Below are 25106 nucleotides of genomic sequence, written 5' to 3' on the forward strand. Positions count from 1 at the left end.
GAAGGTTTCAGCATCGGACTTCCTGCTTCTCCAAGAAGTGGCCAATCCGGTCAGGTTTAGTGATACTTCGAAACGCTTTGCTACATGGGCGACAGTCCAATGATCGACAAAAAATCCCAAACGGAAGAGTTCAAGAAACTCGCCCGCGAACTAGAATGCGACGAGGATGAAGCTCACTGGGACGAGCGGCTGAAGAAAGTCGCCAAGGGCAAATCGGAAAAGCCTGATGTGGAGTGATCCTGCGATCTGGGGGCCGGTCATTGTCGCCGGTTCTGTTATCTGGACAGGAAGCTGGATCACGCAGTCAATTCAGTCCGCGAGTGCCGCGCGGCGAGAAGACCATGAATATCTAATGCGCGATCTTGCCGAGATAGCTAGCGACATTGGCCGCATTGAGCTTCTTGTCGGCGGGATCGCCAATGACGTTGCCCCGCCGATTGACCCAGAGAATCCGCCCTACTGAGGACGTGTTTGCAAAAAATACTATCGCCAATTCTTTAGGGGTGCCTGCTCAACCCAAACTCGCCGGCCCAAATGCACGCGGGAGCAGGTCTGACAGCTTCGTCTGGACGACTTCACCATTGCCCGCGCACCACACCACCGGATCGGTATCGCCCAGTTGCGCCAGTTCGCTGAGCACCTGGCGGCAACGGCCGCATGGCGTCACCGCGCCACCTGTCTCGCCGATCACCGCGATCTCCACCAGCCCGCCGCGATGGCCGTCATCCATCGCTTTCGCCACCGCCACGGTCTCCGCACACAATGCGAGGCCATAGCTGGCGTTCTCGATATTGGTGCCGGTCACCACCGTGCCATCGGCGAAACGCAGCGCCGCGCCCACGCGAAACGAGGAGTAGGGCGAATAGGAATTGTCCAGCGCGCGCCGCGCCGAGGCGATCAGGCTGTCCCGGTTGTTGTCTTCACTCATGGCTGCACCACCACCCATTCGACCGGCTCTTCCGAAGCCTCCGTATAGCGCGCGGAATTGGCGCTCCATAACAACCACGGCCGCCCCGCATAGCGCGGAGGGAAGCGGTCGCGCACCAGCCACAGATCCCGTTCCATCATCTCGGCGACAGCATAGCGCTGCTCGAATGCGGGAGAAAGTTTCAGGATCACACGCTTCCCCTCGTGCAGTTCGATCTGGTTGACGAAGGTCAGCAGCTCGCTTTCGACCGCCGCATCGCTGACCTTTTCAGGGCAATTCTCTGCGGTCTGGTCCAGCGCAATGACCGGCGGGAGCATGTCCGCATCGCGCGGCACGACGGTAACGAAATTGGCTGATTGCCCGTCAGCCCCGACGCAGGGATCGAAATGGTGAACGGCACCGGCGCGCAGCCCCGCGCGCTTCGCCGCGGCTAGATTGCGGGTAAAGCGCGCGTCCTTGCGCCTGCTGCCGATGCTGGCATCGAGATAGGCGAACTTGCCGCCCAGTGCGCGCACCGTCTCGAAGCCGACCAGCCCCTGCGCCTCGCCCACGGCCACGCCCTGATCGGGATAGGTGGCTTCGCTGGGGGCCCAGCCGCGCATGTCCCACCAATACCATGCGGCCCCGGTCAAAGCCGCCAGCAGCAATGCTGCCAGCGCATAGAGCCACAAGGGCCGGCGACGTGTTGTTCGCTTGCGTGCCATGCCTGCGGCTCTGCCTTCAGCCCTTGATATGCAGCACGCAGATCAGCGTGAACAGCCGCCGCGCGGTGGGGAAATCGGTTTCGACCTTGCCTTCGAGCCGCTCGATCAGCAGCTCGGCGGCATTGTCATGGATACCTCGCCGCGCCATGTCGATCGTCTCGATCTCGGCAGGGGTCGCCTTGCGGATCGCCTGGTAATAGCTGTCGCAGATGGCGAAATATTCGCGGATCGGCCGGCGAAAGCGCGCCAGCCCGATCATCAGCGTTTCGAGCATCTGGTCCTGCCCGTCGCTGATTTCGAGCACCAGCCGCCCGTCCTGCACCGAGAGCTTGAGGCGATAGGGGCCCTTTGCTCCGCGCTCGGTACTGCGCACGGGCTTGAAAGTGTTCTCTTCGATCAGGTCGAAGATCGCCACGCGCCGTTCCTGTTCGACATCGGCATTGCGCCAGATGATCGTCTCCTCATCGAGGGAGATATGCGCAATGCGGTGATCGTTAGCAGGCGAAGACATCAGGACTGGCCTTTCGCAGATGCATGGGGTGCCAAGCAAGCATTTCGATATTCCATCCCCGCTATCCACAAGCGACTGCGGCGATTATGCCATCCTTCACCCTTGCTTATGCTGGCAGTGCCAGCAATGAAGGCCGCGATGGCCGATACCGAACTCCTGATCAGATCAGACAACGACACTGCCACTGCGCAGGGCCGGACGCTGCCTTCGAATATCGAGGCCGAGGCGGCCTTTCTCGGCGCTGCGCTGATCGACAATCGTGTGCTGGAAGAATTGCGCACGCCGATTCGCGCGGAGCATTTCTTCGAACCGCTGCATCAGCGGATTTTCGACCGCATCATCAAGCTGGTCGATCGCAATGCCACCGCCAGCCCGGTGACTTTGAAGCCCTATTTCGAAGCCGACGAATCGCTCAAGGCGCTGGGCGGCACGACCTATCTGGCGCAGCTTACCGCCGATGGCGCCGGCCTGCTCGCAGCGGGCGAGCTGGCGGCGCAGATCTATGATCTGGCGCTGCTGCGCGAATTGGTGAGCGTGGGCCGCGGCCTGGTGGAGGGCGCGCTCGACACCAGCGAAGACGTCGCGCCGATGGACAAGATCGCGCAGGCCGAAGCGGATCTGTTCAAGGTCGCGGAAGGCGCGACCACCGGCAGCGAAGCTTCCAGCTTCAAGGACGCAGCGCTCACCGCGATCAAGATGGCCGAAGCGGCGATGAATTCGGGCGGCGGGCTTTCGGGCAAGACCACCGGGCTTGCGACTATCGACCGCAAGACCTCGGGCCTGCACAATTCGGACCTCGTCATCCTCGCCGGGCGTCCGGGCATGGGCAAGACCTCGCTCGCCACCAATATCGCGTTCAACTGCGCCGAAGAGTATCTCAACTGGCAGCGCGACGGCGGCGAGTTCAATTATGGTGCGCCGGTTGCCTTCTTCAGCCTGGAAATGAGCGCCGACCAGCTCGCCACGCGTATCCTGGCCGAACAGGCGGAAATCTCTTCCGAAGCGCTACGTTCGGGCAAGATGAGCCGCGACGATTTCCAGAAGCTGTCTTTCGCCAGCCAGCGCCTGGCCGAACTGCCGCTCTATATCGACGATACGCCCGCACTCACCATCGCTGCGCTGCGCACCCGGGCACGGCGGCTCAAGCGGCGCCATGATATCGGGCTGATCGTGGTCGACTATCTCCAGCTTCTGCAGGGATCGGGCCGCGCCAACGACAACCGCGTGAACGAGATCTCGGAGATCAGCCGCGGGCTCAAGACGCTGGCCAAGGAGCTGCAGGTTCCGGTGATCGCGCTGTCGCAGCTCAGCCGCGCGGTCGAACAGCGCGAGGACAAGCGCCCGATGCTGTCAGACCTGCGCGAATCCGGCTCGATCGAGCAGGACGCCGACATGGTGTGGTTCATCTACCGCGCCGATTATTACCACGAAGCGATACGACCCGACATGCCGAGCGAAACCACATCGGCGGAAGCAACAGAGAAATACCGCAGCTGGGAAGAACGCTATCTCGAGATCAAGAACAAGGCGACGCTGATCGTCGCCAAGCAGCGTCACGGTTCAACCGGCAATGTCCCGCTGCACTTCCAGAGCGAGATCACCAAGTTCACCAGTCCCAATGTGAAGGACTATTCGGACTGGGGATACGAATAACGGTGCAGATTGCGCCTAAAGCCCCAGATTGAGCCGCCGCGTCACCGTATAATCGAGCACGTAGACCAGAAACCAGCCGAGCTGCCAGCGGATGCGGTTGAACAAGGTCCCGCGCTTGCGGTGTAGTTCGCGCGTGACCGGTTCGCTCCATTGCTCCATGTGATCGACCAGCCCGCGCAACCGCTCGGCCAGCGCCGCATCCTCGATCCTCACCATCAGTTCGAGGTTCAGCCTGACCGAGCGCATGTCGAGATTGGCGCTGCCGAAATAGGAAATATCGTCCACCACCATCAGTTTCATGTGCAGCTTGCAGGGCTGGAACTCGGCCACGCTCGCCCCCGCCCGCAACAGGCCGCCATAGAGCGCACGCGAAGCGCCGATGGTTGCGCCATTGTCCGTCTTGCCAGCCATCACCAACCGCGCGCGCCCGCGCCTCGCCAGCCGGCGGATTTGCCGCCGCATACTGCCGGGTGGAGAGAAATAGGCCATGACGAGATCGAGCCGACTGGCCCGCGCGATATCGAGTTTCGCCATGCGCGCCCAGGCACTTGTCATCCGCGTCGGCCCGCCAAGCAACAATTGCACAGGGCCAGAGCCGCCATCCCAGTCGCGCACCATGCGGCGGATCGAGCGGAACTGCGCCTCTCCATCGGCAGTCCAGGTCTCCAGCTCGGCGAACCAGCTGCAAAAGCGTTTCACCACCTCGCCTTCGATCATCACACCGAGATCGCACCAGCCGTTCACTTCCGGCGGCGCGAAATAATGGTCCGAGACGTTGAATCCGCCGGTCAACACGCGTGCCCTGTCAGCGATCACAAATTTCTGATGGTTGCGAATCAGATAGCGTACGTTCCAGCCCGGCTGGAAACGGCTGAACCGCCCGCCCGCGCGCATAATCGGGTCGAAGAAAGCCTGCGGTGCATCGCTACCGAAATCGTCGATCATCAGGTGGACATCGACCCCGCGCTGTGCCGCGCGGATCAGCGCGCCGCGGATCCTGGTGCCGGTATGGTCCGCCTGGAACATGTAATAAAAGATCGCCAGGCTGCTCTGCGCACCTTCGATCATCTCCATCAGCGCATCGAATCGGTCGCTGCCCGCCGGATAGAAGGTGAATCGGTGGTCCTGCACCTCGGCGGAGAACGGCTCCGGATCGCGATAGCCGTCAACGCTCTGTGGCGGATGCAGTTCGGCGGCGTCGTCGCTCATGCCAGCGCTCTAGAGCATAGCGCCACAACAGCGCAATTTCTTGACTCGCGCCGCCTTGCCACCTATCTCGCGCGCTTTCCAGACAGCTTATTTTGCATGAGAGGCCTTCATGGCACGCGTTACCGTTGAAGATTGCGTCGACAAGGTTCCCAACCGTTTCGATCTCGTCCTGCTCGCCGCAGAGCGCGCACGCGAGATTTCGGGCGGCGCCGAAATGACGATCGACCGCGATCGTGACAAGAACCCCGTCGTCGCCCTGCGCGAAATCGCCGAACAGACGATCAAGCCCAAGGATCTGCACGAAGCGGTGGTTACCAACCTGCAGAAGATCCTGCCTGACGATGAAGACGAAGCCGATGACATCGGCTCGCTCAGCCAGTCGGCCGAAGCGCTGCGCATCACTGCCTCGGCGCCGACCCGCTCGACCTCGATCGGGGCCGATTACGACGCCGGCTGAATTCCGCCTTCAGTGGAAGATGAAGGGCCGCTCCATAACGGGGCGGCCTTTTCATTTGGGCCATCGACGCCCCCTCCCCGCCCCTCTCGCATGAGTCCCGGCATGAGCCAGCCTGCGCTTGCGGGATTGACGGTATGCCGGTGCGCCGCAATGGCTTCAGGCAAGCACTGAGTCACACGCCACCAGCAAGGATATCGGGGATCCATGGCCGTCATCGCGATCTACAGCGCCAAGGGCGGAGTGGGCAAAACCACCATCGCTTCAAATCTCGCCTGGTGCTCCGCCACGCAAGCGGGACACAGCACATTGTTATGGGATCTCGATGCTGCAGGCGGTGCAGGCTTCCTGTTCGGCGTCGAACCCAAGGCCAAGCGCGCCGGGGCCATGTTCGCACGCGACGAGAACCCGGAGGAACTGCTGTGGGAGACAGGTTACGAGAACCTCGACCTGCTGCCCGCCGATGACAGCCTGCGCCAGCTCGATTCGCAATTGCTGCAGATCGGCAAGCGCCGCCGTCTGGGCAAGCTGGCGAACAGGCTGGGCAAGCATTATGAGCGGATCGTCCTCGATTGCCCGCCGGGGCTGGGCGAAGTCAGCAGCCAGGTATTGCGCACCGCAGAGATCGTGATCGTTCCGCTGCCACCCTCGCCCCTGTCGCAGCGGGCATTCGACCTGGTCCGGCGCGAGATCAAGCGTGTGGGCGAAAAGGCTCCATCGATCCTGCCGGTGCTTTCGATGGTCGATGTCCGGCGCAAGCTCCACCGTGAAGCTGTCGAGGCAGAGCCGAGCTGGCCTGTGCTGCCTTATTCCAGCCCGGTCGAACAATGCGCGGTGCGCAACCAGCCGGTCGGCGCCTTCGCCGCATCCGCGCCCGCCGCGCAGCAATTCGGCAGGCTGTGGCAAGCGATCGACCGCAAGCTCAGCAAGCGTTGATCGCAGCCCACAAGAGACCTACCCTCTGCCCCCTCCCTTGCCTATAAAGCGCGCTTGCGAAGGGGGCAGCATGAGCGAAATCGGTGAAGCGATTGGAACTGCGGTCGAAGGCGGGTTGCTTGCCCGGATCGTCGGCGGCGCCAGGGGCGGCCATGTGACAGACAAGGACGGCAATCCGCTCGAGAAGGGGCATTTCGCCGAAGGCACCTGCCTCAATTGCGGGACTGAACTGACCGGCGCTCACTGCCATGCCTGCGGACAGAAAGCGCACCTCCACCGCACGATCGGAGCTTTCATGCACGATCTGATGCACGGCGCGCTGCATCTCGACGGCAAGATCTGGCGCACGCTGCCGCTGCTCGCTTTCAAGCCCGGGCAGCTGACGCGGCGCTATATCGATGGCGAACGCATGCGCTTTGTCAGCCCGATGGCGCTGTTCCTGTTCAGCGTCTTCCTGATGTTCGCGGTGTTCCAGATTGTCGGGCTGACGGCGCCGACCGAAATCAAGCCCAACGTCGACCCGGAGAAGACGCTCAACATGGTGCGCGAAGGGGCGAGTGAGCAGCGCGAACGGATTCAGGAGCGACTCGACGCACTGCCCGCCGATTCGCCGGAGCGCGCGGAGCTGGAAGCGAAGCTGGCCGATGCGGACGAAGGCCTGGAAGGCATTGAACAGGTCGAGAAGTTCACTCTGGACAAGAGCGGCACCGTGAACTTCAATCTCACCGGAATCGAAGCGCTCGACGAAGGTCTGATCAAGAAGTGGAAAGAAAACCCCAGCCTGATGCTCTACAAGCTGCAGGCCAGCGCATATAAATTCAGCTGGTTGCTGATCCCTCTTTCGATCCCATTCGTGTGGCTGCTGTTCGCCTGGAAGCGCCGCTTCAAGGCCTATGACCACGCGATCTTCGTAACCTATTCGCTTGCTTTCATGTCGCTGCTGTTCATCGCCCTATCGGTGCTGGCCACAGCGGGCATCGGTGGCGGCTGGGTGTTCCTGGCACTGCTGGTGATCCCGCCGGTCCATATCTACAAGCAGCTACGCGGCACTTATGAGCTCTCACGCTTTTCCGCGTTCTGGCGGATGGCGGTGCTGTGCACGATCATCGTCCTGGTGGTGGTGCTGCTGTTCCTGTGGCTGCTGGTGCTGCTGGGCGCGTTCTAGCACGACAGCGCAAAGCAAAAGGCGCCCGGATCGCTCCGGACGCCCTTTCCTGTCCTGCCAGATCGGCTGCGTTCAGGCCCCTTGCGGTGCCGTATCGCCCGATCCGCCGAACTTCTTGCCTGCCTTGGGAACCGCCGAGCCAGGCGCGGTCTGCACCACAGCAGGGCCGGAAGGCCGGTCGGGCCGGTCGATCTTGCCGTCTTTCATCAACTGGTCGATTTCCTCGCCATTGAGCGTCTCGTATTCGAGCAAGGCCTGCGCCAAAAGGTGCAGCTTGTCCTCCTGTTCGGTCAGCACATCGGTCGCGCGTTTGAGCGCGGTTTCGACCAGCCGCTTAATCTCGGCATCGATCAGCTTGTTGGTTTCTTCGCCCGCCATGGTGCGAGCGGTCTGGCCCATGCCCAGATAGCCTTCCTGGCTCTGCTCGTACTGGAGCGGGCCGAGCACATCGGACATACCCCATTTGGTGACCATGTTGCGCGCGAGGTCGGTCGCATACTGGATATCGCCCGAAGCGCCGGACGAGACCTTGTCATGCCCGAAGATGATTTCCTCGGCCACGCGCCCGCCCATGCTGACGGCAAGGTTCGCATGCATCTTGTCGCGGTGATATGAGTAATTATCCCGTTCGGGCAGGCGCATCACCATGCCCAGCGCACGACCGCGCGGGATGATCGTCGCCTTGTGGATCGGATCGGACGCCGGCTCGTTGAGGCTTACCAGCGCGTGGCCGGCCTCGTGATAGGCGGTCATCTTCTTTTCGTCTTCGGTCATGACCATGGATCGGCGCTCGGTGCCCATCATGACCTTGTCCTTGGCGTCTTCGAACTCCTGCATCGCGACGAGGCGCTTGTTGCGCCGCGCGGCAAGCAGCGCCGCTTCATTGACGAGATTGGCCAAGTCAGCGCCGGAGAAGCCGGGCGTGCCGCGCGCAATGGTGCGCGGGTTCACGTCAGGTGCCAGCGGTACCTTCTTCATATGCACGCCGAGGATCTTCTCGCGCCCGTCGATATCGGGGATCGGCACAACCACCTGGCGGTCGAAACGGCCGGGGCGCAGCAGCGCCGGATCGAGCACGTCGGGCCGGTTGGTGGCAGCGATGATGATGATGCCTTCATTGGCTTCGAAGCCGTCCATCTCGACGAGGAGCTGATTGAGCGTCTGCTCGCGCTCGTCGTTGGAATTGCCCAGGCCGTGCCCGCGATGGCGGCCGACCGCGTCGATTTCGTCGATGAAGACGATGCAGGGTGCGTTCTTCTTGGCCTGTTCGAACATGTCGCGCACGCGGCTGGCGCCGACGCCCACGAACATCTCGACGAAGTCGGAGCCGGAGATGGTGAAGAAAGGCACGCCTGCTTCGCCTGCGATGGCACGCGCGAGCAAGGTCTTGCCGGTGCCGGGGCTGCCGACCAGCAGCGCACCCTTGGGGATCTGTCCGCCGAGTTTGGAGAAGCGATGCGGATCCTTGAGGAACTCGACGATTTCTTCCAGTTCTTCGCGCGCTTCATCGATGCCCGCGACATCCTCGAAGGTCACACGTCCCTGCCGCTCGGTCAGCAGTTTGGCCTTGGACTTGCCGAAACCCATCGCGCCGCCGCCGCCGCCTTTCTGGACCTGGCGCAGAGCGAAAAAGGCAATGCCCAGGATCAGCAGGAAGGGTAGCGTCTGGATCAGGATATAGAGCAGGATATTGCCCTCTTCCGCCTTGACACCGGAATACTCCACACCGTTCTCTTCGAGCAGCTTGGGCAGCTGCGTGTCATTCGCGACCGGAACGGTGGTGAATGTCTTGTCATTCTTGAACGTGCCGCTGATGCTGTCCGGCGCGATCTGGACTTCCTTGACCGATCCCTCGGTCACTTTCTCGCGAAAGTCGGAATAGGGGATTTCGGTCCCTGCAGCAGGTGTGCTGTTGCCCATAACGGACACAGTCAGCAACAGCGCCAGGAAAACGCCGCCCCAAATCATCAGGTTTTTCATCCAGGGGCTGGGGCCCTGCGGCCCTTCTCCATTGGGGTCACGCGGATCGTTGAGATCGCTCATCGGCAAATAGTCCTTTCCTTGAGGACCAATGTAGGCGCGGCAGGGTGAATGGCAAGATAACGCCCTGTCAGGTTGCGCGGGAATTGCGATCAGTCTGATCGTCCCCTTGGCCTAGCGAGCGGAATAACCCTTCAAAAACAGGTCGACGGCACCTGCTACCCGCGCCCGATCGGCAGCAGGATCGGTCTGCATGCCATATCGCCGCTCGACATCGCCCAGCCCCTTGCACATGCCCACGAATTGTTCGGCTGCGAGCGAGGAATTCTCGATTCGCAGGTCACCAGCGGCCACCATCGCTTCCAGCATGGCGACAAAGGCGGCTTTCACGCGGTAGGGGCCCGCATTGAGGAAAGCCCGCCCGACATCGGGATTGCGTTCGGATTCGGCGGCCACCTGGCGGTCGAAGCACACCACTTCGGGTCGCGAAAGAAATGCGCTCATGGCCTCGCCGATCGCCGTCAGCCGTTCGCGCACCGAGGCCGGTTCCCGGCCGGCGCTCACCGCTTTCGCCCCTTCTTCGAACAAGCGGCGCATCTTCCCGCATTCGAGGTCCACTGCGGCCGCGAACAACGCATCCTTGTCGCCGAACTGGTTATAGATCGTGACCTTGGAAACGCCTGCCTCGGCCGCGACCTGTTCGATCGAAGTTGCAGCGAATCCATTCCGGAAAAACAGCGTTGCAGCCGCTTCGAGAACCGCTGCGCGCTTGGCAGGATCGACAGGGCGCCCACGCAACCTGGCGTTTGACCCGAACTCATCCTGTCTATTTCCAGTTGACAAAGTGAACCGCTCCGTTCAATTAAACGATACCGTTCATTAATGCGCCATGTGCGCCTATTGTGCAACCCTCGCAAGCAGCAGGACCTGGCAGGAATGCTCTGGATCGCCATCAGGATGCTCACCGGAGACCGGCAGAAGTTCTTCGGCCTGCTGTTCGGCATCGCCTTTTCCACCCTGCTCATCACCCAGCAATTGACGCTGTTCGTCAATCTGCTCGAACGTGGTGCGAGCGGCGTCTTCAACAACGCCAATGGCGAAGTGTATGTGATGGACCCGGTCAGCCGCACCGCAGACGTGGTCTATCCCATGCCCTCCACCGCGCTCGACCGGGTTCGCTCGGTCAAGGGGGTTGAATGGGCGGTACCGCAAATCCGCGCCAATGCCGCCGTGCGCACGCGGCAGGGCGATCTGGAGCAGGTCGCCATCATCGGTGTCGACGATGCCACGCTGATCGGCCTGCCCAAGCGGCTGGTCAAAGGCGACAAGAACGATCTGAGGATTCCCGATTCGGTCATCATCGACGATGTCGGGGCGATCCGCATGTTTCCCGGCAGCGATCCGGTTGGTGAGCGGCTGGAACTGAATGATCAACGCGCGGTGATCCACGGCATAGCCGATGCCGTCCCCGGATTCACCAGCACTGCCGTGCTATACACCACCTATTCGCGCGCGCTGACCTTTGTTCCCGGCACGCGCAACCGGATGAGCTTCGTAATCGTGGGAGCGGAAGCGGGCGTGACACCGGAAGCGCTGGCGCAGCGCATTCATCAGCAGACCGGATTGCGCGCACGCACACGTGACGAATTCGCGCAGGACGGCGTCGATTTCATCCTCGAAAACAGCGGCATCCCGTTCAATTTCGGGGTGACGGTGGCGCTCGGCTTCATCGTCGGCGTCGCCATCGTGGGCCTGACCTTCAGCCTGTTCATCCGCGACAATATCCGCCAGTTCGGTGCCCTCAAGGCGATCGGCGTCACCAATGGCAAGATCATCCGCATGGTTGCGGCGCAGGCTGGGATGGTCGGTTCGATCGGCTATTGCCTGGGCCTTGTCGGCACAGTGGTTTCGCTTTCGCTGTTCACCCGAAACCCTTTCTTCAAGGGGTTCTACGTCCCGTGGCAGGTGCCGCTCATCAGCCTGATGGCGGTCATCATAATCCTCGCATTCACTGGCTGGGTCGCCTTGCGCAATGTGCTTCGGACCGAGCCCGCGGCGGTATTCCGGTGATGGCTGATAGCGTCGCAAAATCCCTCGACTGCTCAGAGGAAGCAGCGATCTGCACCCGCGATGTGTCGCGCGATTTCCAGTCGGGCCAGCAGGTGTTGCGCGTGCTGCACGATATCAGCGTGGACATCAGGCCGGGCGAGATGACCTATCTCGTGGGCGAGAGCGGATCGGGCAAGACCACGCTGATCTCGATCATGTGCGGCATCTTGTGGCCGACCCATGGCGAGGTGCGTGTCTTCGGCACCGACATTTACAGCCTGAGCGACGACGAACTGGTCCGCTTCCGTCTGCAGAACATCGGCTTCATCTTCCAGCAGTACAATCTCATTCCCTCGATAGACGCCGCTTCCAACGCCGCCGTTCCCCTGATCGCGCAAGGTATGGACCGCCATGCGGCGCGCGAGAAGGCGATGGCGCTGCTCGATGCGCTCAACATCGCGGATCAGGCGGACAAGCTGCCCAGCCAGCTTTCAGGCGGCCAGCAGCAACGCGTCGCCATCGCGCGCGCACTGGTGCACGAACCGCGCCTTGTGGTGTGTGATGAGCCAACCGCCGCGCTCGACGCAAGGTCGGGCCGCCGCGTCATGGATCTGCTGCGCGAAGTCGCGGTCTCGCAGGACCGCGCCTGCATCATCGTGACTCATGACACCCGTATTTTCGACCTCGCCGACCGTATCCTCGTGCTGGAAGACGGTCGCATAACGCATGACGGCAAAGACATGCCGGACGGACAGTAGGACTATCGACCATGGCACTCCTCCCCGAAGGTTTCAGCTTCTCGCGCAAGGCATTGCCGGTGATCGCCTTGATCGGCTTTATCGGGGCCGCGATCTTCATTGCGACGGGCTATCCCGACCGCAGCCTGTCGGAACCCGAAGAACAACCGCCTCACGCGACTGGCGAGCTTGCGCGCTCCGCCCGGGTCGCGGGCACGGGCGTGGTCGAGCCGTCGAGCGAGATCATCGACATCGGGAGCGCGCTGTCCGGTCTGGTCACGGAAGTGCGGGTCACGCCGGGCGAATTCGTCGACAAGGGGCAGGTGTTGTTCATGGTTGATGCCCGTGCCGCACGGGCACGGCTGAACGAAGCAAACGCAGGGATTGCCGAGGCGAAAGCCGCAATAAACGAAGCGCAGACGGCGCAGGCCACCGCCCGCAGCCAGCTCGACCTCTACAACAGGATTGATGATCCGGCGGCCGTCAGCCGGGCCGAAGTGATCCGTGCCGAAGGTGAAGCCAAGGCGGCATCCTCAAGGCTGGAGCTTGCTCGCGCACGCCTTTCCGCCGCGCAGGCCGCCGCAGGCAGCGCACGGACGGAAATCGGCCGGTTGACGGTTCGCGCGCCAATCGCAGGCGAAATCCTGGAGGTGAATGTGCGCCCCGGCGAATATGTCTCGACCATGGGCGCGGCGAGCGAACCCTTCATGCGCATGGGCGAAACCCGCCCGCTGCATGTCCGCATCGATGTGGACGAAGACGAGGCAATCCGTGTGGCGATGGGTGCACCCGCGCAGGTCAGCCCGCGCGGTGCTGCGGTAAAGCAGGTCGAGGCCAGCTTCGTGCGCGCCGAACCGCTGGTCGTGCCCAAGCGCTCGCTGACCAATTCCGCGCAGGAACGCGTCGACGTCCGCGTGCTGCAGCTGATCTATGCCCTGCCCGAATCGGCCCACGATACTTTCCGCGTGGGCCAGCAGGTCGACGCCTTCATTCCGGCTGCTAAAGGCACGGACCAGTGAGAGCGCGCGTCACCCTGATCGCGGTTTCCGCGCTGGCGCTTTCCGCCTGTGTTGCGGGGCCTGCGCCCGAAATCGCGACCCCCACGCCGGAGCTTCCCAAGGCGTTCTTCCATGCGCCAGATCAGGCGCAGCAAGCGGCGTTGGCGGCACTCATGCCCAGCGAGGATCCTGCCTATCGCACGCTTGTCGAGCAGGCCGAGGCAGAAGGGCCCTCGCTTGCCGAGGCTCTCGCGCGGGTCGAAGCGGCACGTGCCGGAGCTGCTCGCGCTGGCGCCGAGCGCTTGCCGCAAATTGGCGCCGATGGCTCGGTCTCGCGCAGCCGCACCAACCCCGCTCAGTTTTCCGCGAACCTGCCGCCCAACATCCGGATCGACACGGAGCGCACCAGCTTTGCCGCCAACCTGACCGCACGCTGGGATGCCGATCTGTTCGGCGTGCTCAAGGCAAGCGAGCGCGCCGCACTCGCCCGGCTCGATGCCGCCAGTGCAAGCGCGCAAGCCGTGCGTTTGGCGCTGCTGTCCGAAGTGGCCGGCAGCGTGATCGACTGGCGCACGCTCAAACGTCGCGAGGCTGCGCTCAAGCAAGACGAATCCGCCGCCGCGAGGCTGGCCGAACTGGCCGGAAAACGCGAAGCGGCAGGGATCGCCCCCGGTTTCGACCGCGTCCGCGCCGAAGCCGCCGCCAGCCAGTCACGCTCGCGGATCGCCGCGCTCGCCAGCGAGGAATCGCGGATCATCGGCAGGTTGGTGGCGCTGACCGCGCTCGATGCGGCGGCGGTGAAGCAAGCGCTCGTTCAGCCGGGACCGGAGGATTGGAGCGGTGCGCCTCCCGCCGCATTGCCGTCCGACCTGCTCGCCAACCGGCCCGATATCGCGCGCGCGGAAGCAGAGCTTGCGGCAAGCGATGCCGATCTCGCCGCCGCAGCCCGCAAGCGCTTCCCCCGGCTGACGCTTTCGGCAGCACTGGGGCTGCTTTCGTTCAATCTCTCGGATCTGTTCGACAGCAATTCCGTTGTCGGATCGGCGGGAGCCGGGCTCGTCGCCCCGCTGCTCGACTTCGGCAGGATCGAAGCGGAAATCGACGCTGCAGCGGCGAACAAACGCGCTGCCTTTGCGGCCTATCGCGGGGCCGTGTTCAATGCGCTGGGCGATGCCGAAGCATCCTATGGACTGGTTGCAGCGAGCGATGCCGAAGCGCTGGCTGCCAGAGAGGAATTGGCGCGGCTTCAACGTGCCGCCGACCTTGCCGAGACGCGCTATCGCGCGGGCCTTGCCGATTTCCTCACCGTGCTGGAAGCGCGCCGGGCGGCTGACGGAAGCCGCGAACGCGCCGCCGCCGCGCAAGGCCGGGCGCAAAGGGCGCGGGTGCTCTTGTGGCAATCTTTGGGCGGGGATCAGCCGAACATGCGGTCGACCAGCCAGTAGCTCGCGGTGATGCCAATCGCGTAGCTCGCGAAGCGGACCGCTGGCGCTTCGCCATGCGGCGCCAGCTTGCGCACAATCTGTCGCAGGCCCAGCACCGTCGCGATAATGATGAGCTGCCCCGCTTCCACGCCCAGATTGAAAGCCAGCAAGGCGGCGGGCACTTCGCCTTCGGGCAATCCGATTTCGCGCAGGGCACCGGCAAAGCCGAAACCGTGCAACAGGCCGAAGCCGAAGGCGATCAGCCAGGGCCAGCGCCGCGTCCAGCTGTGTCGGTTCTCATGCGTGAGCTCGACCGCGAGGAAAATAATGCTGAGCGCGATCAGCGCTTCGACCGGGCGCTGCGACAGGCCGGTATAGCCCAGCGTCGTGGCCACCAGCGTCAACGAATGCGCCAGCGTGAAAGCAGTCGCGGCCCCGACTACCGGCCAGCCGGTCCTCACCAAAAGGATCAGCGCCACCACGAACAGCAAATGGTCCCAGCCCAGCAGGATGTGCTCGGTTCCGATCGCGAAATAGTCCTTGAACACCTGCCACTTCTGCGGCCGCGCGGCGATCGTTGCAGCAGGATCGCTGGCAGTCAGGCGAAAGCTCTGCACTTCGCGGCCCAGCGGGGTCACGCGCAGCAAAGCGTCCGCATTGCCGACCAGTCCGGGCAGCGAAACCATACCGCCTTCGACCGGACCTTCGCAAATGACATCCTCATGCCCGATCACCGCAGTAGCCCCGGCGCGTAGCGCCGGCTCGCCCTGCGCGGAGCAATTTGCGGGAACCTCAGGGATCACCGCATCGTTGCTGCCTGGCCCGGCCAGCGACTGCTTCCAGTCGAGCGACCATTGCCCCGGCGTGCGTTCCGCAAACTCGATCGTGAAGGGGCGGATCTCGTCCGCCAGCGCGGGCACGGCGGCAAGGAACAGCGCCGCAAACGCCGCCAGCCAGCGGATCATCGCGCGATCTCTATGCGATAGGCATCGCGCAGGATCCGGTAAGCCTCCTCTTTCCGTTCGGCTATCGTCTCGCTGCGCCAGTCGTCCTCGACCTGCTGGCGGATATCGGCGAACGGGGGCACCTTTCCCGGTTCGCGCGCGGAAAGACGGACCAGATGCCAGCCGAGACCGGAGGCAACCGGACCCTGCCATGTATCGCCAGGCTCAAGGCGGTCGATCTCATCCACGAAACGCTCACCAAAGCGGGCAAGGAGTTCGCGGCGCGGTTCGCTGGCAAGGCTGGCAGGCAGGTCGATCCGCTCGCCAAGCCTGCGCCAGTCCGCCCCGCCCTTCAGCCGCGCCATCGCCGATTTGGCCGCGTCGTCACGCGAGAACCAGAGCTGGTCCAGCGTATAGTGCGCCTCGTCAGCAAACCGCTCGGGATGCGCCGCGTACCAGGTCTGCAAGGTTTCGTCCGAAGGTTGCCCTGTCTCGGCCCTCGCACTGGCGACCATGTCCATTTTCTGTGCCAGCCGCCGCCGCACGATTGCATCGCCCCGGTCGAACCCCAGCCGCAGGGCTTCGCGGTAGAGAACCTCCTCGCGCACATAGCGATCGATCTGGCTGTCGAGCTCGGCATCGGTCGGTGCGCGGCCCATCATCTGCTCGAAACCGAGCGCGATCGACGCCTGCGTTTCGCGGTCAACATCGATCACGCGGCTGGTCGGATCGACTTCCTCCCCGCGCATCGAGAAGAGGGCGAAGACCAATACGCCGGCGAGCAGGAAATGGACCAGAGGTTCGCGCGTCCAGCCGGGCAGTTTCACCACGTCTCCATCATCACTTGGCCGTCACTTGGCGGCAGCAGGTTTGAGCCAGATCGGCGAGGAATAGGCGCGTTCCTGCGCCACCGCATCCTCCATCGCATCATCGGGCAGTTTGACCCCGAAACGCACCGCATCGTAGAGCGGCCAGCGCGGAGTAGGGATCTCGAGCACGCGCAGGTAATAATATGCCCGCTGCCCCTCGACATAGTCGGGATCCTGCCATGCCGCGCGCAGCTCGGCTGCCCCTATGTCATTGGTATAACTCGCCGTGTTGCGATCCACCGTATCGCCCACCGCGGGGACCTTGCCGCCCCTGCGGGCGCGCTTGTCCATATCGCTCCAGACCACGTCATAGACGCGTTCCTGCATGGCGCCCGAACCATCGACCCAGCCCTTCACGACCTGCACCCGGTCGAGATTGGCGCCATCGGGATCCTTCAGCGCGGAGATCAGAAATGTTGGCGCCTTGCCGCTATCGGCCAGCTCTCCGCCCATCGGGACGCCGCGCGTATATCCCGCCTTGACCCAATCGCCGTCCCAGTCCGTAGTGCTGAAATCGAACCCGCCGAACAGCCGCACCACCATGCGCGGGCCGGTGGTGGCATAGACTTCGCGCCGCTTGAACGCGTCGAAGATTTCCGCACGCGTATTGCCGCGCGCCCAGGCCGCCGCATAGCCACCGGCGAGATATTGCCAACCGAACCGGCCAATTCCCGTGCCGATGTTCTGCGAATGAAGCGCGCGATCCTTGATCGCCGGTTCATTGCCCGTGTGCTTGCCGAAAAAACTGTCCTCATCGCCCGTCGCAAGCGCGGTGTGGCTATCGGTCGAGCCCACCAGCCCGAAGGCGTAGGGATTGACGCCGAGACGTTCTTCGATCGACAGCCCGCGCTTCAGCGCTTCGCGAATGTAATTGCCGCCATACATGTCAGGCGTGGATCTGGCGGTGAGCGGCAGATTGCCCAGTTCCCATCCCTTTACGCCAAAGCCTGCAAACTCGTCATTGGGCGAGAGGAAAGGATGGGTTTCGCTGTCGCCCTTGATCTGCGTCGCTTCGACGACCGGCTCGTGCGCAGCCCGCCTGCGCGCATATTCTGCCGTCATCGCGCCGCCATCGGGCATGGTGAGTTCGAACATCAAGCCATTGGAAAGGTTGGAGTTGTGCGGGATTGCCAGCACCTGGCCACTTGTCACCTGTGTGTAGGAGTCCATGTAATCCCACAGCCCCTGAACTTCGGTGTTGAGGCCGGGAAAGGGAAGCACCTTTCCAGTTTTGTCCTTGCCGTCGCGGAACATCACCACCCGGTGGAGATTGTTGCCGTCCGGCATCAACGTATATTCGAAGCCCGCCAGCGCGGTGAACTTGCCGGGCCGGTTATAGCGATCAAGCGTGTCGAGCAGCGCGCCCCAGATCTCCTGGGTCGCTTCCTTGTTCCTGGCCTGATCGGTCATGGCTTCGGGCAAGGTTCCATTCGCCGCTGCAGTGATGAGTTCGGCCACCGCCTGCTGCGATTGTTCCGGGCTTTCATGCATCATGTCGTGCCAGCGCCGCAGCGTCTCGTCGCGGATCAGCAATCGCGGCGCATCATAGAGGCGGCGCGTTGCTCCCAGCCCGTCAGAGTGATCTGCGATGACAAGGAAATCGAGCGGCCGGACAAGCTTTGCCTTGATCCCGGTGGTTGAGGTCACTTCTTCGCCGCTGGCAAATTTCAGTGCATCCTCAGGGCCAAGCCGCACGCCGAAACCGAAGGCATCGACCGAGTTATCGGTATGAAGATGGGTGTCGCCCCAATAGGGCCGGTCCGGATATTCGGCGAGCTCAATCGTGCCCTCGCCATTGCCAAGCTGGCTTTCGTCCGGTGCCGCTTTCTGGCTACAGCCTGCGAGCGCCAGCGCCGCGCTGCCCGCCATGAACCATTGTGCCAAAACTTTGTGCATGGAGCCTCTCCCTCTCCTTGTCGCAAGGGAGTTTGCGCGCTGGCGGCGGTCCAGGTCAAGCGGACGCGCCAAGCGCAGCCATGCCGTAACGTCAGGGTCGTTCGATCAGCCTGGGCGCTTGTGCAGCAGAGCGCTGCGCAGGCAGCGGCAGACCACTTCGTCTCGCTGGTTGAGCATCTCATGCGTGAAGGTCACGATCCCCGCATTGGGCCGGGACTTGCTCTCTCGCAATTCGGCCACTTCGCTTGTCGCACGCAAGGTATCGCCCAGGAAAACCGGCTTGGGCATCACGAGCTTGTCATAGCCAAGGTTGGCCACCAGCGTTCCCAGCGTCGTGTCCGCGACCGAAATGCCGACCATCAGCGAGAAAGTGAAAGTCCCGTTGACCAGGATCTGGCCGAACTCGCTCTTCTTCGCCGTTTCGATATCCAGGTGAAGCGGCTGCGAATTATGCGTCAGCGTAGTGAAGAGCAGATTGTCAGTCTCGGTGACCGTGCGACGCAACTCATGCTCGATCCGATCGCCAACCTGCCATTCGTCGAAATATTTCCCAGCCATGCCGTTCAGCCTTCCTGTTTCCAACGCGCCACGACGTCCTCGCCATCCCTCGCACTGTCGCGGATCGTCCCCGGCGTGCGGCTGAAGCGCGGCGCGGGCGCGGTATGCCATGTGCCGCCATGTTCGACATAGACGTCGCGTGCTTTCATATGCGGGTGATCTCGCGCTTCGTCGAGCGGCAAGACAGGGGCGAAGCAGGCATCGGTCCCTTCGAGAAGTTCGCACCAATCGGATTGCGTCCTGGTCTTGAAGAGTGCGGCCAGCTTGCCGGTGTAGTCCTCCCAATTCGCAATATCCAATTGCCCCTCGCGCAATTCGGCAGGTGCATTGGTACGTTCGAGCAGTTCGGCATAGAATTGCGGCTCGATCGCGCCGACGCTTACCTCTTTCCCGTCAGCACAGGCATAGCAGCGATAGAAATGCGCCGCGCCGCCCAGCAGCCCGTGGCCGCGCTTCGTTGTTCGGATTGCATTGGCAGGCTGTCCGAAGAAGAAGCTCATCAGGCTGGTCACACCATCGACGATCGCGGCATCGACAACCTGCCCCTTGCCACTCCGCTCACGCTCATAGAGCGCGGCGAGGATACCGAAGGCGCAATACATCGACCCACCACCGAAATCGCCGACCAGGTTCTGCGGCGGGATCGGAAGATCACCTTTCTTGCCGATCGCGTCGAGCGCGCCGGTGATCGCGATATAGTTGAGATCATGCCCCGCGGCCTTGGCCAGCGGCCCATCCTGGCCCCAGCCGGTCATGCGGGCAAAAATGAGCCGCTGGTTGAGCTCCATCAACACTTCCGGCCCCAGCCCCAGCCGCTCCATCACACCGGGCCGATATCCTTCCACCAGCACATCGGCATGGCTCAGGGCATCGAGCACGAATTGGTGCCCTTCGGGGCTCTTGAGGTCCACTTCAACCCTGTGCCGCGCGCGTTCGACCACGGGATTCATCGCCTGGCCGCCCGGACGCTCGATCCGCACGACTTCCGCGCCAAGGTCCGCCAGTAGCATGGCGACGTGCGGCCCCGGCCCGATCCCGACGAACTCCACCACCTTGAGACCGGTCAGCGGCCCGTTCGATTGCGACATGAATGCTCCTCTCTCTTTGCCCGATTGCATGGCGCGAGGGGTGCCTGCTGGCAAGGGGCGTTTCGCTGGCCTGCATTGACAGTGACGGGTCGAGAGCGGGATAGGGCGCGCATGGCAATCGTATTGGCTGCGGCATCGGGCGGAGGGCATCTGGAGCAGATGGCGCTGCTGCGCGAGGCATTCGCGCCGCATGATTGGACCGTCGCCACAACCGACACTCTCCAGGCCGAGCAATTGGGGATCGAGGCCCCCGCGATCCTGCCCGATTGCAATCTCGACCAGCCGCTACGATCGCTGATCTGCGCCTTTCGCGCGCTGCTGCTCATCTTGCGGATTCGGCCTGACATTGTGATCTCGACTGGTGCCGCTCCCGGCTTCCTCTGTATCTTTTGGGGCCGCTTGCTTGGCGCAAGAACGCTGTGGATCGACAGCGTTGCGAATGCCGAGCAGCTATCCCTCAGCGGACGGCTTGCACGGCGCGTGGCGCATCGTTGCCTCACACAGTGGGAGCATCTGTCAGACGGTGAAAACGTGCAATTCGCGGGGTCCGTCCTGTGATCCTGCTGACCGTCGGCATGCAATTGGGCTTCGACCGGCTGATCCGTGCAATGGATCGGCTTGCGCCCGAATTGGGTGAGCGCATCGTCGCGCAGGTTGGACCTGGATCATACCGCCCGCAGCATATGGAAGCGCACGAGCGGCTCGACCCACAGGAGTTCGAGAGACTGGCACGCGAGGCCCGGCTGATCGTGTCTCACGCAGGGATAGGCACGCTTCTCACTGCACGGCGATTGAACAAGCCGATCGTCCTCTTTCCGCGCGAGGCCAGCCTGAGCGAGCATCGCAACGACCACCAACTTGCGACAGCGCGCCAACTGGCGGATCGCCCCGCCATATCGGTCGCATATGACGAAAGCGAACTGCCGCTAGCCGTGAGGCGCGGGCTGGAGATGGATCGGGTTGAATGGGCGCCGCCCGCCGCGCTCGCTTCGCTTAGACAGGCAGTGGCGCAATTCATCGACGAATAGCCGCGATCAAAACGTTACTGGCCGTAAACCATACAAATGCGCTTCAAGACACCTAAAGCACCGAATTCCTGCCCGAATTAACCAGTTTTTGACACGACGACAGCTATTTGCGCCGCGCTATGGAAGCTGTCGTCAAAACACATCTCGATCCCGCACCCGATCACCAGATTGCTGTGGTTGGCCTGGGCTATATCGGACTGCCTACTGCGGCAGTGCTGGCCGGCTTCGGCTGGTCCGTCTGCGGCGTCGATGTTTCGCCCCGGATCGTCGAAACCGTCAATTCGGGCGGCGTGCATATCGAGGAGCGCGATCTCGATCGGCTGGTCTACGAAGCGGTCGAAAGCGGGCGGCTGACGGCATCCACGGCCATGCCGCGTGCGCATTTCTACATGATCGCTGTTCCCACTCCGCTACGCGACAACAACCAGCCCGACATCGCATTTGTCGAAGCCGCCGCGCGAGCCATTGCGCCTCAGCTAACCAGAGGCTCCAGCGTGATCGTCGAAAGCACTTCGCCCATCGGGACCACCGAGCGCGTGGCGGAAATCTTCGCCGATTTGCGGCCCGACCTCGCCGTTCCCTCCTATGGCAGCAAAACGCAGGCGGATGTCGCGATCGCCTATTGCCCCGAGCGTGTGCTGCCGGGCAAGATCGTGACCGAGCTGGTCGAGAACGACCGGGTGATCGGCGGCGTGACGCCGGCCTGCGCGGAAAAGATCGCGACGCTTTACCGCAGCTTCGTGAAAGGCGACTGCCTGACAACCAATTGCCGCGTCGCCGAAACCGTGAAACTGGTCGAAAACAGCTTCCGCGATGTGAACATCGCTTTCGCCAATGAACTTTCGATGATCGCCGACACGATCGAGATTGACGTGTGGGACGTGATCCGGCTGGCCAACCGTCATCCGCGGGTTAACATCTTGCAACCCGGCCCCGGTGTGGGCGGGCACTGCATCGCTGTCGACCCGTGGTTCCTGGTAGCTGGTGCGCCCGAGCAGGCGCGGCTGATCCGCACCGCGCGCGAAGTCAACGACCACAAGGCACATCACACTGCAGACCGTATTCGCGCGCTGATCGAAGCGGCCGGACCGGACGCCAAGATCGCGCTGCTCGGCCTCGCCTTCAAACCCAATATCGACGATTTCCGTGAGAGCCCCGCACTCGAGATCGCAGAGGAAATCGCCCGCGAGCAGGGCGAGCGCGTGCTGCTGGTCGAACCCTATGCGGCGGAACTCCCAACCTGCCTGAAGGGCAGCGGCGCACAATTGACCAGGCTTGACGAAGCACTTGAGGCTGCCGAAGTGGTCGTGCTGCTGGTCGACCATGACGCCTTCAAGGTACTCAGCATGGAAGGGCTGGCGGGCAAGCTCGTCTATGACACGCGGGGCATGCTGAAGAAATGACTCAAGCGAAAATCCTGGTCACCTTCGGGACGCGGCCCGAAGCGATCAAGATGTTTCCGGTGGTCGAAGCCTTACGCGAGGCCGGATGCTTCGACGCGCGCGTGGCAGTCACCGCGCAACATCGCGACATGCTCGACCAGGTGCTGCAAATTGCCGGGATCGAACCCGATATCGATCTCGACCTGATGCAGCCCGGCCAGAGCTTGGACGATCTTGCAGCGCGGATCGTGACCCGATTCGGACAGGTGCTCGACGAGGAAAAGCCTGATCGTGTGCTCGTCCATGGCGACACGCTGACCACGATGATGGTCACGCTGGCCTGCTATTTCCGCAAGATCCCGGTCGGCCATGTCGAAGCGGGCTTGAGAAGCGGCAACATCTATTCGCCTTGGCCCGAAGAAGTGAACCGCAAGGTGACAGGCGCCATCGCGGACCTGCATTTCGCCCCGACTGAGGCTGCAGCAGCAGCACTCAAGGCCGAAAATGTGGCGGAAAGCGCGATCCACGTAACCGGTAACACAGTCATCGATGCGCTGCTGGCGACCCGCGCGCGGATCGCCGCGAACCCTGCGCTCGCGCCCGCCCTCGACCCGCTGGTCGAGCGTTTCGCCGGCAAGCGGCTTATTGCAGTCACCGCGCACCGGCGCGAGAATTTCGGCGAAGGCATGCGCCAGATCGCCGCCGCACTGGCGGAACTGGCCCAACGCCCCGATATCGCGCTGATCTATCCGGTGCATCCCAATCCCAATGTGCTGGAAGTGATGCAACCTGCACTGGGCAGCATCGACAATATCGCGCTGATCGAACCGCTCGATTATCCCAACTTCGTCCGCATGATGGAACTGTCAGACCTGATCCTGACCGATAGCGGCGGGATTCAGGAGGAAGCCCCCAGCCTGGGCAAGCCGGTGCTGGTGATGCGCGACACGACCGAACGGCCCGAGGCGGTTGAAGCGGGCACGGCACGACTGGTTGGGGCCGACCGCGCGTCCATCGTCAGGAATGCGAGCGAACTGCTGGATGACAGCGCAGCCTATGCCGCAATGTCCAATGCCCATAATCCGTTCGGCGATGGCACCGCGGCACGCCAGATCGCACAGATCATCGCGAAGCAGCACCCGGACTGAGGGACCGCGCGTATTTCCACGCGGCTATTCCCACCGCCGCGCTTGCGCCCAAATCGATGGCCCAGTTCAGATGAAGTCCGCGAAACAGCAGGCTATCGGTCAAGTGCAGCGATATTACGCGCAATACGACCAGCCCCACCATCACCACTGCCGCCAGCCGCGCCACCAATAGGGATTGCGACCTAACCCCGGCGTTCCGGCGGCGATAGCTGCGCCAGATCCGCCACAGCACTCCACCCGTCACCACGAGTGCCAAGAGCGCCAGCGGATATTGCCCGATACGCCGTTCGCCATAGGCATCGCCCAGCAGCAGCATTTCGCGCAACTCGAGCCGGACCAGATCTTCAAATTGGTAAAATCGGCTTAGCGCAAGCAGTATGAAGAGCATCGTCAGCACAAACCAGGTTGCCGCATCGCCATTCGGCGTCGCGACCGATCCTGCTTGGACCCGCGCCCGAACCATGGCGAAAAGGCAGCTCGCACTGACCGCAAGATAGAAGAGAATTGCCGCAAGGCTGAGCGGGGAAGGCATAGCAATCGAATCTCAAGCACGCTTAACCAATTAAGACCCTGCAACAAGGCGAGGAATCATTCCACGTTTCGCGGTTTGGTACGGCAGAATTGCCCACAGGACAGTCCACCGACTCGGTTGCGTGAGAGGCAGCGGGTCTTCTATCCAAAGTTCAGGTCGCCAAAGGAACGCACCATAGGAACGCATGGGCAATGAGATTCACGGCACAGCACCGAATACGGGCTGCGTTTGTGAGCGCTATCGCGGCAGGACTTGCTGCGTGCGGCGCGACGCCACCACCGGCGGTGGGACCGGTCGCAACTGCGCCAGTCCAAGAGCTCGGCCAGGGCGATTATGCGACGGTATCGGACAATGCCTACCGCCTGCGTCCCAGCGACGTCATTTCCGTGTCGGTCTTTCGCGAACCTGACCTCTCGGTGGCAAGGCTGCCAATCGGGTCTGACGGTACAATCTCCCTCCCACTGATCGGTGCGGTAGAAACCGAAGGTAAAACGCTTGAAGCATTGACCAATGAGGTCACCCACCGGTTCGACATATCCGGCCTGAGGCGGCCCAGCGTGAGCATCAATGTAATCGAATATGCCTCACACCTGGTAACCGTCGAAGGCGGCGTCGAGAGCCCGGGTGTCTATACATTCCAGCCGGGCGCCAGGCTTTCTTCGGCGCTCGCGCTGGCCAGCGGCCCAACGCGCGTTGCCAAGCTTCGCGAAGTGGCGATTTTCCGCGAAACCGATGATGGTATGAGAGTCGCCAAGTTCGACTATGCGGCCGTGAGCCAGGGTACCATGATCGACCCTGTGATCGAACCGGGCGACCGCGTGGTCGTGGGCATTTCCAGCCTGTCGCAATTCTGGCAGGATTTCCTGCGCGCTCTGCCTGCCTTCGGCATGTTCACAAGGGTGAGGTTCTGAGA

The 25106-nt window shown here is 62.7% G+C and carries 27 protein-coding genes; 14 read left to right on the forward strand and 13 right to left on the reverse strand.

Features of this window, described 5'->3' with window-relative positions; all coding sequences use genetic code 11:
* Positions 1-99: 99 nt before the first annotated feature.
* The gene (locus tag ACQY6C_RS06445) at positions 100-237 is read left to right on the forward strand and encodes a hypothetical protein (protein WP_427966383.1); all 138 of its coding nucleotides are present in this window, start codon (positions 100-102) and stop codon (positions 235-237) included.
* A 112-nt stretch (positions 238-349) separates the two neighbouring features.
* Here the strand turns inward: ACQY6C_RS06445 and ACQY6C_RS06450 are convergent, their stop codons facing one another.
* From ACQY6C_RS06450 to ACQY6C_RS06465, 4 genes are read right to left on the reverse strand one after another with little or no spacing between them, the layout of a single operon-like run.
* Positions 350-493 (reverse strand): hypothetical protein, encoded by a 144-nt coding sequence (locus tag ACQY6C_RS06450; protein WP_427966386.1) that lies wholly within the window; start codon positions 491-493, stop codon positions 350-352.
* Positions 494-511: 18 nt separating this feature from the next.
* Complete coding sequence (locus ACQY6C_RS06455) at positions 512-928, reverse strand: cytidine deaminase (RefSeq protein ID WP_427966389.1); 417 nt, start codon at positions 926-928, stop codon at positions 512-514.
* Positions 925-1632, reverse strand: a complete 708-nt coding sequence (locus ACQY6C_RS06460) for a glycoside hydrolase family 25 protein (RefSeq protein ID WP_427966392.1) — start codon at positions 1630-1632, stop codon at positions 925-927. The genes ACQY6C_RS06455 and ACQY6C_RS06460 overlap by 4 nt, the downstream gene beginning before the upstream one ends.
* Positions 1633-1648: 16 nt before the next feature.
* The gene (locus ACQY6C_RS06465) at positions 1649-2143 is read right to left on the reverse strand and encodes a UPF0262 family protein (protein WP_427966395.1); all 495 of its coding nucleotides are present in this window, start codon (positions 2141-2143) and stop codon (positions 1649-1651) included.
* A 138-nt stretch (positions 2144-2281) separates the two neighbouring features.
* Here ACQY6C_RS06465 and ACQY6C_RS06470 point away from each other — a divergent pair, with 138 nt between their 5' ends.
* Positions 2282-3796 carry a replicative DNA helicase gene (locus ACQY6C_RS06470; RefSeq protein WP_427966398.1) on the forward strand — a complete coding sequence of 505 codons (1515 nt, stop codon included), beginning with the start codon at positions 2282-2284 and terminating at the stop codon, positions 3794-3796.
* 15 nt (positions 3797-3811) lie between these two features.
* Here ACQY6C_RS06470 and ACQY6C_RS06475 read toward each other — a convergent pair whose 3' ends face one another.
* Positions 3812-5005: a phospholipase D-like domain-containing protein gene (locus tag ACQY6C_RS06475; protein WP_427966401.1), complete on the reverse strand. Its 1194-nt coding sequence runs from the start codon at positions 5003-5005 to the stop codon at positions 3812-3814.
* A 109-nt stretch (positions 5006-5114) separates the two neighbouring features.
* On the opposite strand from ACQY6C_RS06475, the gene rpoZ reads away from it, so the two are divergent.
* From rpoZ to ACQY6C_RS06490, 3 genes are all read left to right on the forward strand, one after another.
* Positions 5115-5462 (forward strand): DNA-directed RNA polymerase subunit omega, encoded by a 348-nt coding sequence (rpoZ, locus tag ACQY6C_RS06480; RefSeq protein WP_427966404.1) that lies wholly within the window; start codon positions 5115-5117, stop codon positions 5460-5462.
* Between the two features lie 204 nt (positions 5463-5666).
* Positions 5667-6395 carry a ParA family protein gene (locus ACQY6C_RS06485; RefSeq protein WP_427966406.1) on the forward strand — a complete coding sequence of 243 codons (729 nt, stop codon included), beginning with the start codon at positions 5667-5669 and terminating at the stop codon, positions 6393-6395.
* Between the two features lie 70 nt (positions 6396-6465).
* Positions 6466-7560 (forward strand): DUF3667 domain-containing protein, encoded by a 1095-nt coding sequence (locus tag ACQY6C_RS06490; protein WP_427966408.1) that lies wholly within the window; start codon positions 6466-6468, stop codon positions 7558-7560.
* 72 nt (positions 7561-7632) lie between these two features.
* On the opposite strand, the gene ftsH is transcribed toward ACQY6C_RS06490, so the two are convergent.
* Both ftsH and ACQY6C_RS06500 read right to left on the reverse strand, forming a co-directional pair.
* Positions 7633-9603 carry an ATP-dependent zinc metalloprotease FtsH gene (ftsH, locus tag ACQY6C_RS06495; protein WP_427966411.1) on the reverse strand — a complete coding sequence of 657 codons (1971 nt, stop codon included), beginning with the start codon at positions 9601-9603 and terminating at the stop codon, positions 7633-7635.
* A 111-nt stretch (positions 9604-9714) separates the two neighbouring features.
* Positions 9715-10338, reverse strand: a complete 624-nt coding sequence (locus ACQY6C_RS06500) for a TetR/AcrR family transcriptional regulator (protein ID WP_427966414.1) — start codon at positions 10336-10338, stop codon at positions 9715-9717.
* A gap of 138 nt (positions 10339-10476) precedes the next feature.
* On the opposite strand from ACQY6C_RS06500, the gene ACQY6C_RS06505 reads away from it, so the two are divergent.
* Genes ACQY6C_RS06505 through ACQY6C_RS06520 form a run of 4 tightly spaced genes read left to right on the forward strand, consistent with a single transcriptional unit; the run spans position 10477 to position 14769 of the window.
* Positions 10477-11610 (forward strand): ABC transporter permease, encoded by a 1134-nt coding sequence (locus ACQY6C_RS06505; protein ID WP_427966417.1) that lies wholly within the window; start codon positions 10477-10479, stop codon positions 11608-11610.
* Positions 11610-12347, forward strand: coding sequence for an ABC transporter ATP-binding protein (locus tag ACQY6C_RS06510; protein WP_427966420.1), 738 nt, complete (start codon positions 11610-11612; stop codon positions 12345-12347). The genes ACQY6C_RS06505 and ACQY6C_RS06510 overlap by 1 nt, the downstream gene beginning before the upstream one ends.
* 11 nt (positions 12348-12358) lie before the next feature.
* The gene (locus ACQY6C_RS06515) at positions 12359-13345 is read left to right on the forward strand and encodes an efflux RND transporter periplasmic adaptor subunit (RefSeq protein WP_427966423.1); all 987 of its coding nucleotides are present in this window, start codon (positions 12359-12361) and stop codon (positions 13343-13345) included.
* Positions 13342-14769, forward strand: coding sequence for an efflux transporter outer membrane subunit (locus ACQY6C_RS06520; protein WP_427966426.1), 1428 nt, complete (start codon positions 13342-13344; stop codon positions 14767-14769). The genes ACQY6C_RS06515 and ACQY6C_RS06520 overlap by 4 nt, the downstream gene beginning before the upstream one ends.
* Here ACQY6C_RS06520 and ACQY6C_RS06525 read toward each other — a convergent pair.
* From ACQY6C_RS06525 to ACQY6C_RS06545, 5 genes are all read right to left on the reverse strand, one after another.
* A complete protein-coding gene (locus tag ACQY6C_RS06525; RefSeq protein WP_427966429.1) occupies positions 14739-15713 on the reverse strand; it encodes a HupE/UreJ family protein in 975 nt (324 codons plus the stop codon). The two genes, ACQY6C_RS06520 and ACQY6C_RS06525, sit on opposite strands and share 31 nt — an antisense overlap.
* Positions 15710-16519, reverse strand: coding sequence for a peptidyl-prolyl cis-trans isomerase (locus tag ACQY6C_RS06530; RefSeq protein ID WP_427966432.1), 810 nt, complete (start codon positions 16517-16519; stop codon positions 15710-15712). The genes ACQY6C_RS06525 and ACQY6C_RS06530 overlap by 4 nt, the downstream gene beginning before the upstream one ends.
* Positions 16520-16543: 24 nt before the next feature.
* On the reverse strand, positions 16544-18457 hold the full coding sequence (locus tag ACQY6C_RS06535; RefSeq protein ID WP_427966435.1) for a DUF3604 domain-containing protein: 1914 nt from the start codon (positions 18455-18457) through the stop codon (positions 16544-16546).
* A gap of 105 nt (positions 18458-18562) precedes the next feature.
* The gene (locus ACQY6C_RS06540) at positions 18563-19015 is read right to left on the reverse strand and encodes a MaoC family dehydratase (protein ID WP_427966438.1); all 453 of its coding nucleotides are present in this window, start codon (positions 19013-19015) and stop codon (positions 18563-18565) included.
* A gap of 5 nt (positions 19016-19020) precedes the next feature.
* Complete coding sequence (locus ACQY6C_RS06545; protein ID WP_427966441.1) at positions 19021-20103, reverse strand: CaiB/BaiF CoA transferase family protein; 1083 nt, start codon at positions 20101-20103, stop codon at positions 19021-19023.
* Between the two features lie 111 nt (positions 20104-20214).
* On the opposite strand from ACQY6C_RS06545, the gene ACQY6C_RS06550 reads away from it, so the two are divergent.
* The 4 genes from ACQY6C_RS06550 to wecB all read left to right on the forward strand — a co-directional run bounded on the left by ACQY6C_RS06550 (position 20215) and on the right by wecB (position 23661).
* Complete coding sequence (locus tag ACQY6C_RS06550) at positions 20215-20661, forward strand: glucuronosyltransferase (RefSeq protein ID WP_427966444.1); 447 nt, start codon at positions 20215-20217, stop codon at positions 20659-20661.
* The gene (locus tag ACQY6C_RS06555) at positions 20658-21131 is read left to right on the forward strand and encodes a glycosyltransferase (RefSeq protein WP_427966447.1); all 474 of its coding nucleotides are present in this window, start codon (positions 20658-20660) and stop codon (positions 21129-21131) included. The genes ACQY6C_RS06550 and ACQY6C_RS06555 overlap by 4 nt, the downstream gene beginning before the upstream one ends.
* A 119-nt stretch (positions 21132-21250) precedes the next feature.
* Positions 21251-22534: a UDP-N-acetyl-D-mannosamine dehydrogenase gene (gene wecC / locus ACQY6C_RS06560; RefSeq protein ID WP_427966450.1), complete on the forward strand. Its 1284-nt coding sequence runs from the start codon at positions 21251-21253 to the stop codon at positions 22532-22534.
* Entirely contained in the window at positions 22531-23661 is a 1131-nt protein-coding gene (gene wecB, locus ACQY6C_RS06565; protein WP_427966453.1) for a non-hydrolyzing UDP-N-acetylglucosamine 2-epimerase, read from the forward strand. Before wecC ends, wecB begins: the two co-directional genes overlap by 4 nt.
* Here the strand turns inward: wecB and ACQY6C_RS06570 are convergent.
* Complete coding sequence (locus ACQY6C_RS06570; protein WP_427966456.1) at positions 23636-24193, reverse strand: hypothetical protein; 558 nt, start codon at positions 24191-24193, stop codon at positions 23636-23638. The two genes, wecB and ACQY6C_RS06570, sit on opposite strands and share 26 nt — an antisense overlap.
* Before the next feature lie 230 nt (positions 24194-24423).
* On the opposite strand from ACQY6C_RS06570, the gene ACQY6C_RS06575 reads away from it, so the two are divergent.
* Positions 24424-25104, forward strand: coding sequence for a polysaccharide biosynthesis/export family protein (locus tag ACQY6C_RS06575; RefSeq protein ID WP_427966458.1), 681 nt, complete (start codon positions 24424-24426; stop codon positions 25102-25104).
* Positions 25105-25106 lie beyond the last annotated feature (2 nt).

Origin of the sequence: Altererythrobacter sp. (assembly GCF_050299635.1) — a bacterium.
GTDB lineage: Bacteria > Pseudomonadota > Alphaproteobacteria > Sphingomonadales > Sphingomonadaceae > Erythrobacter.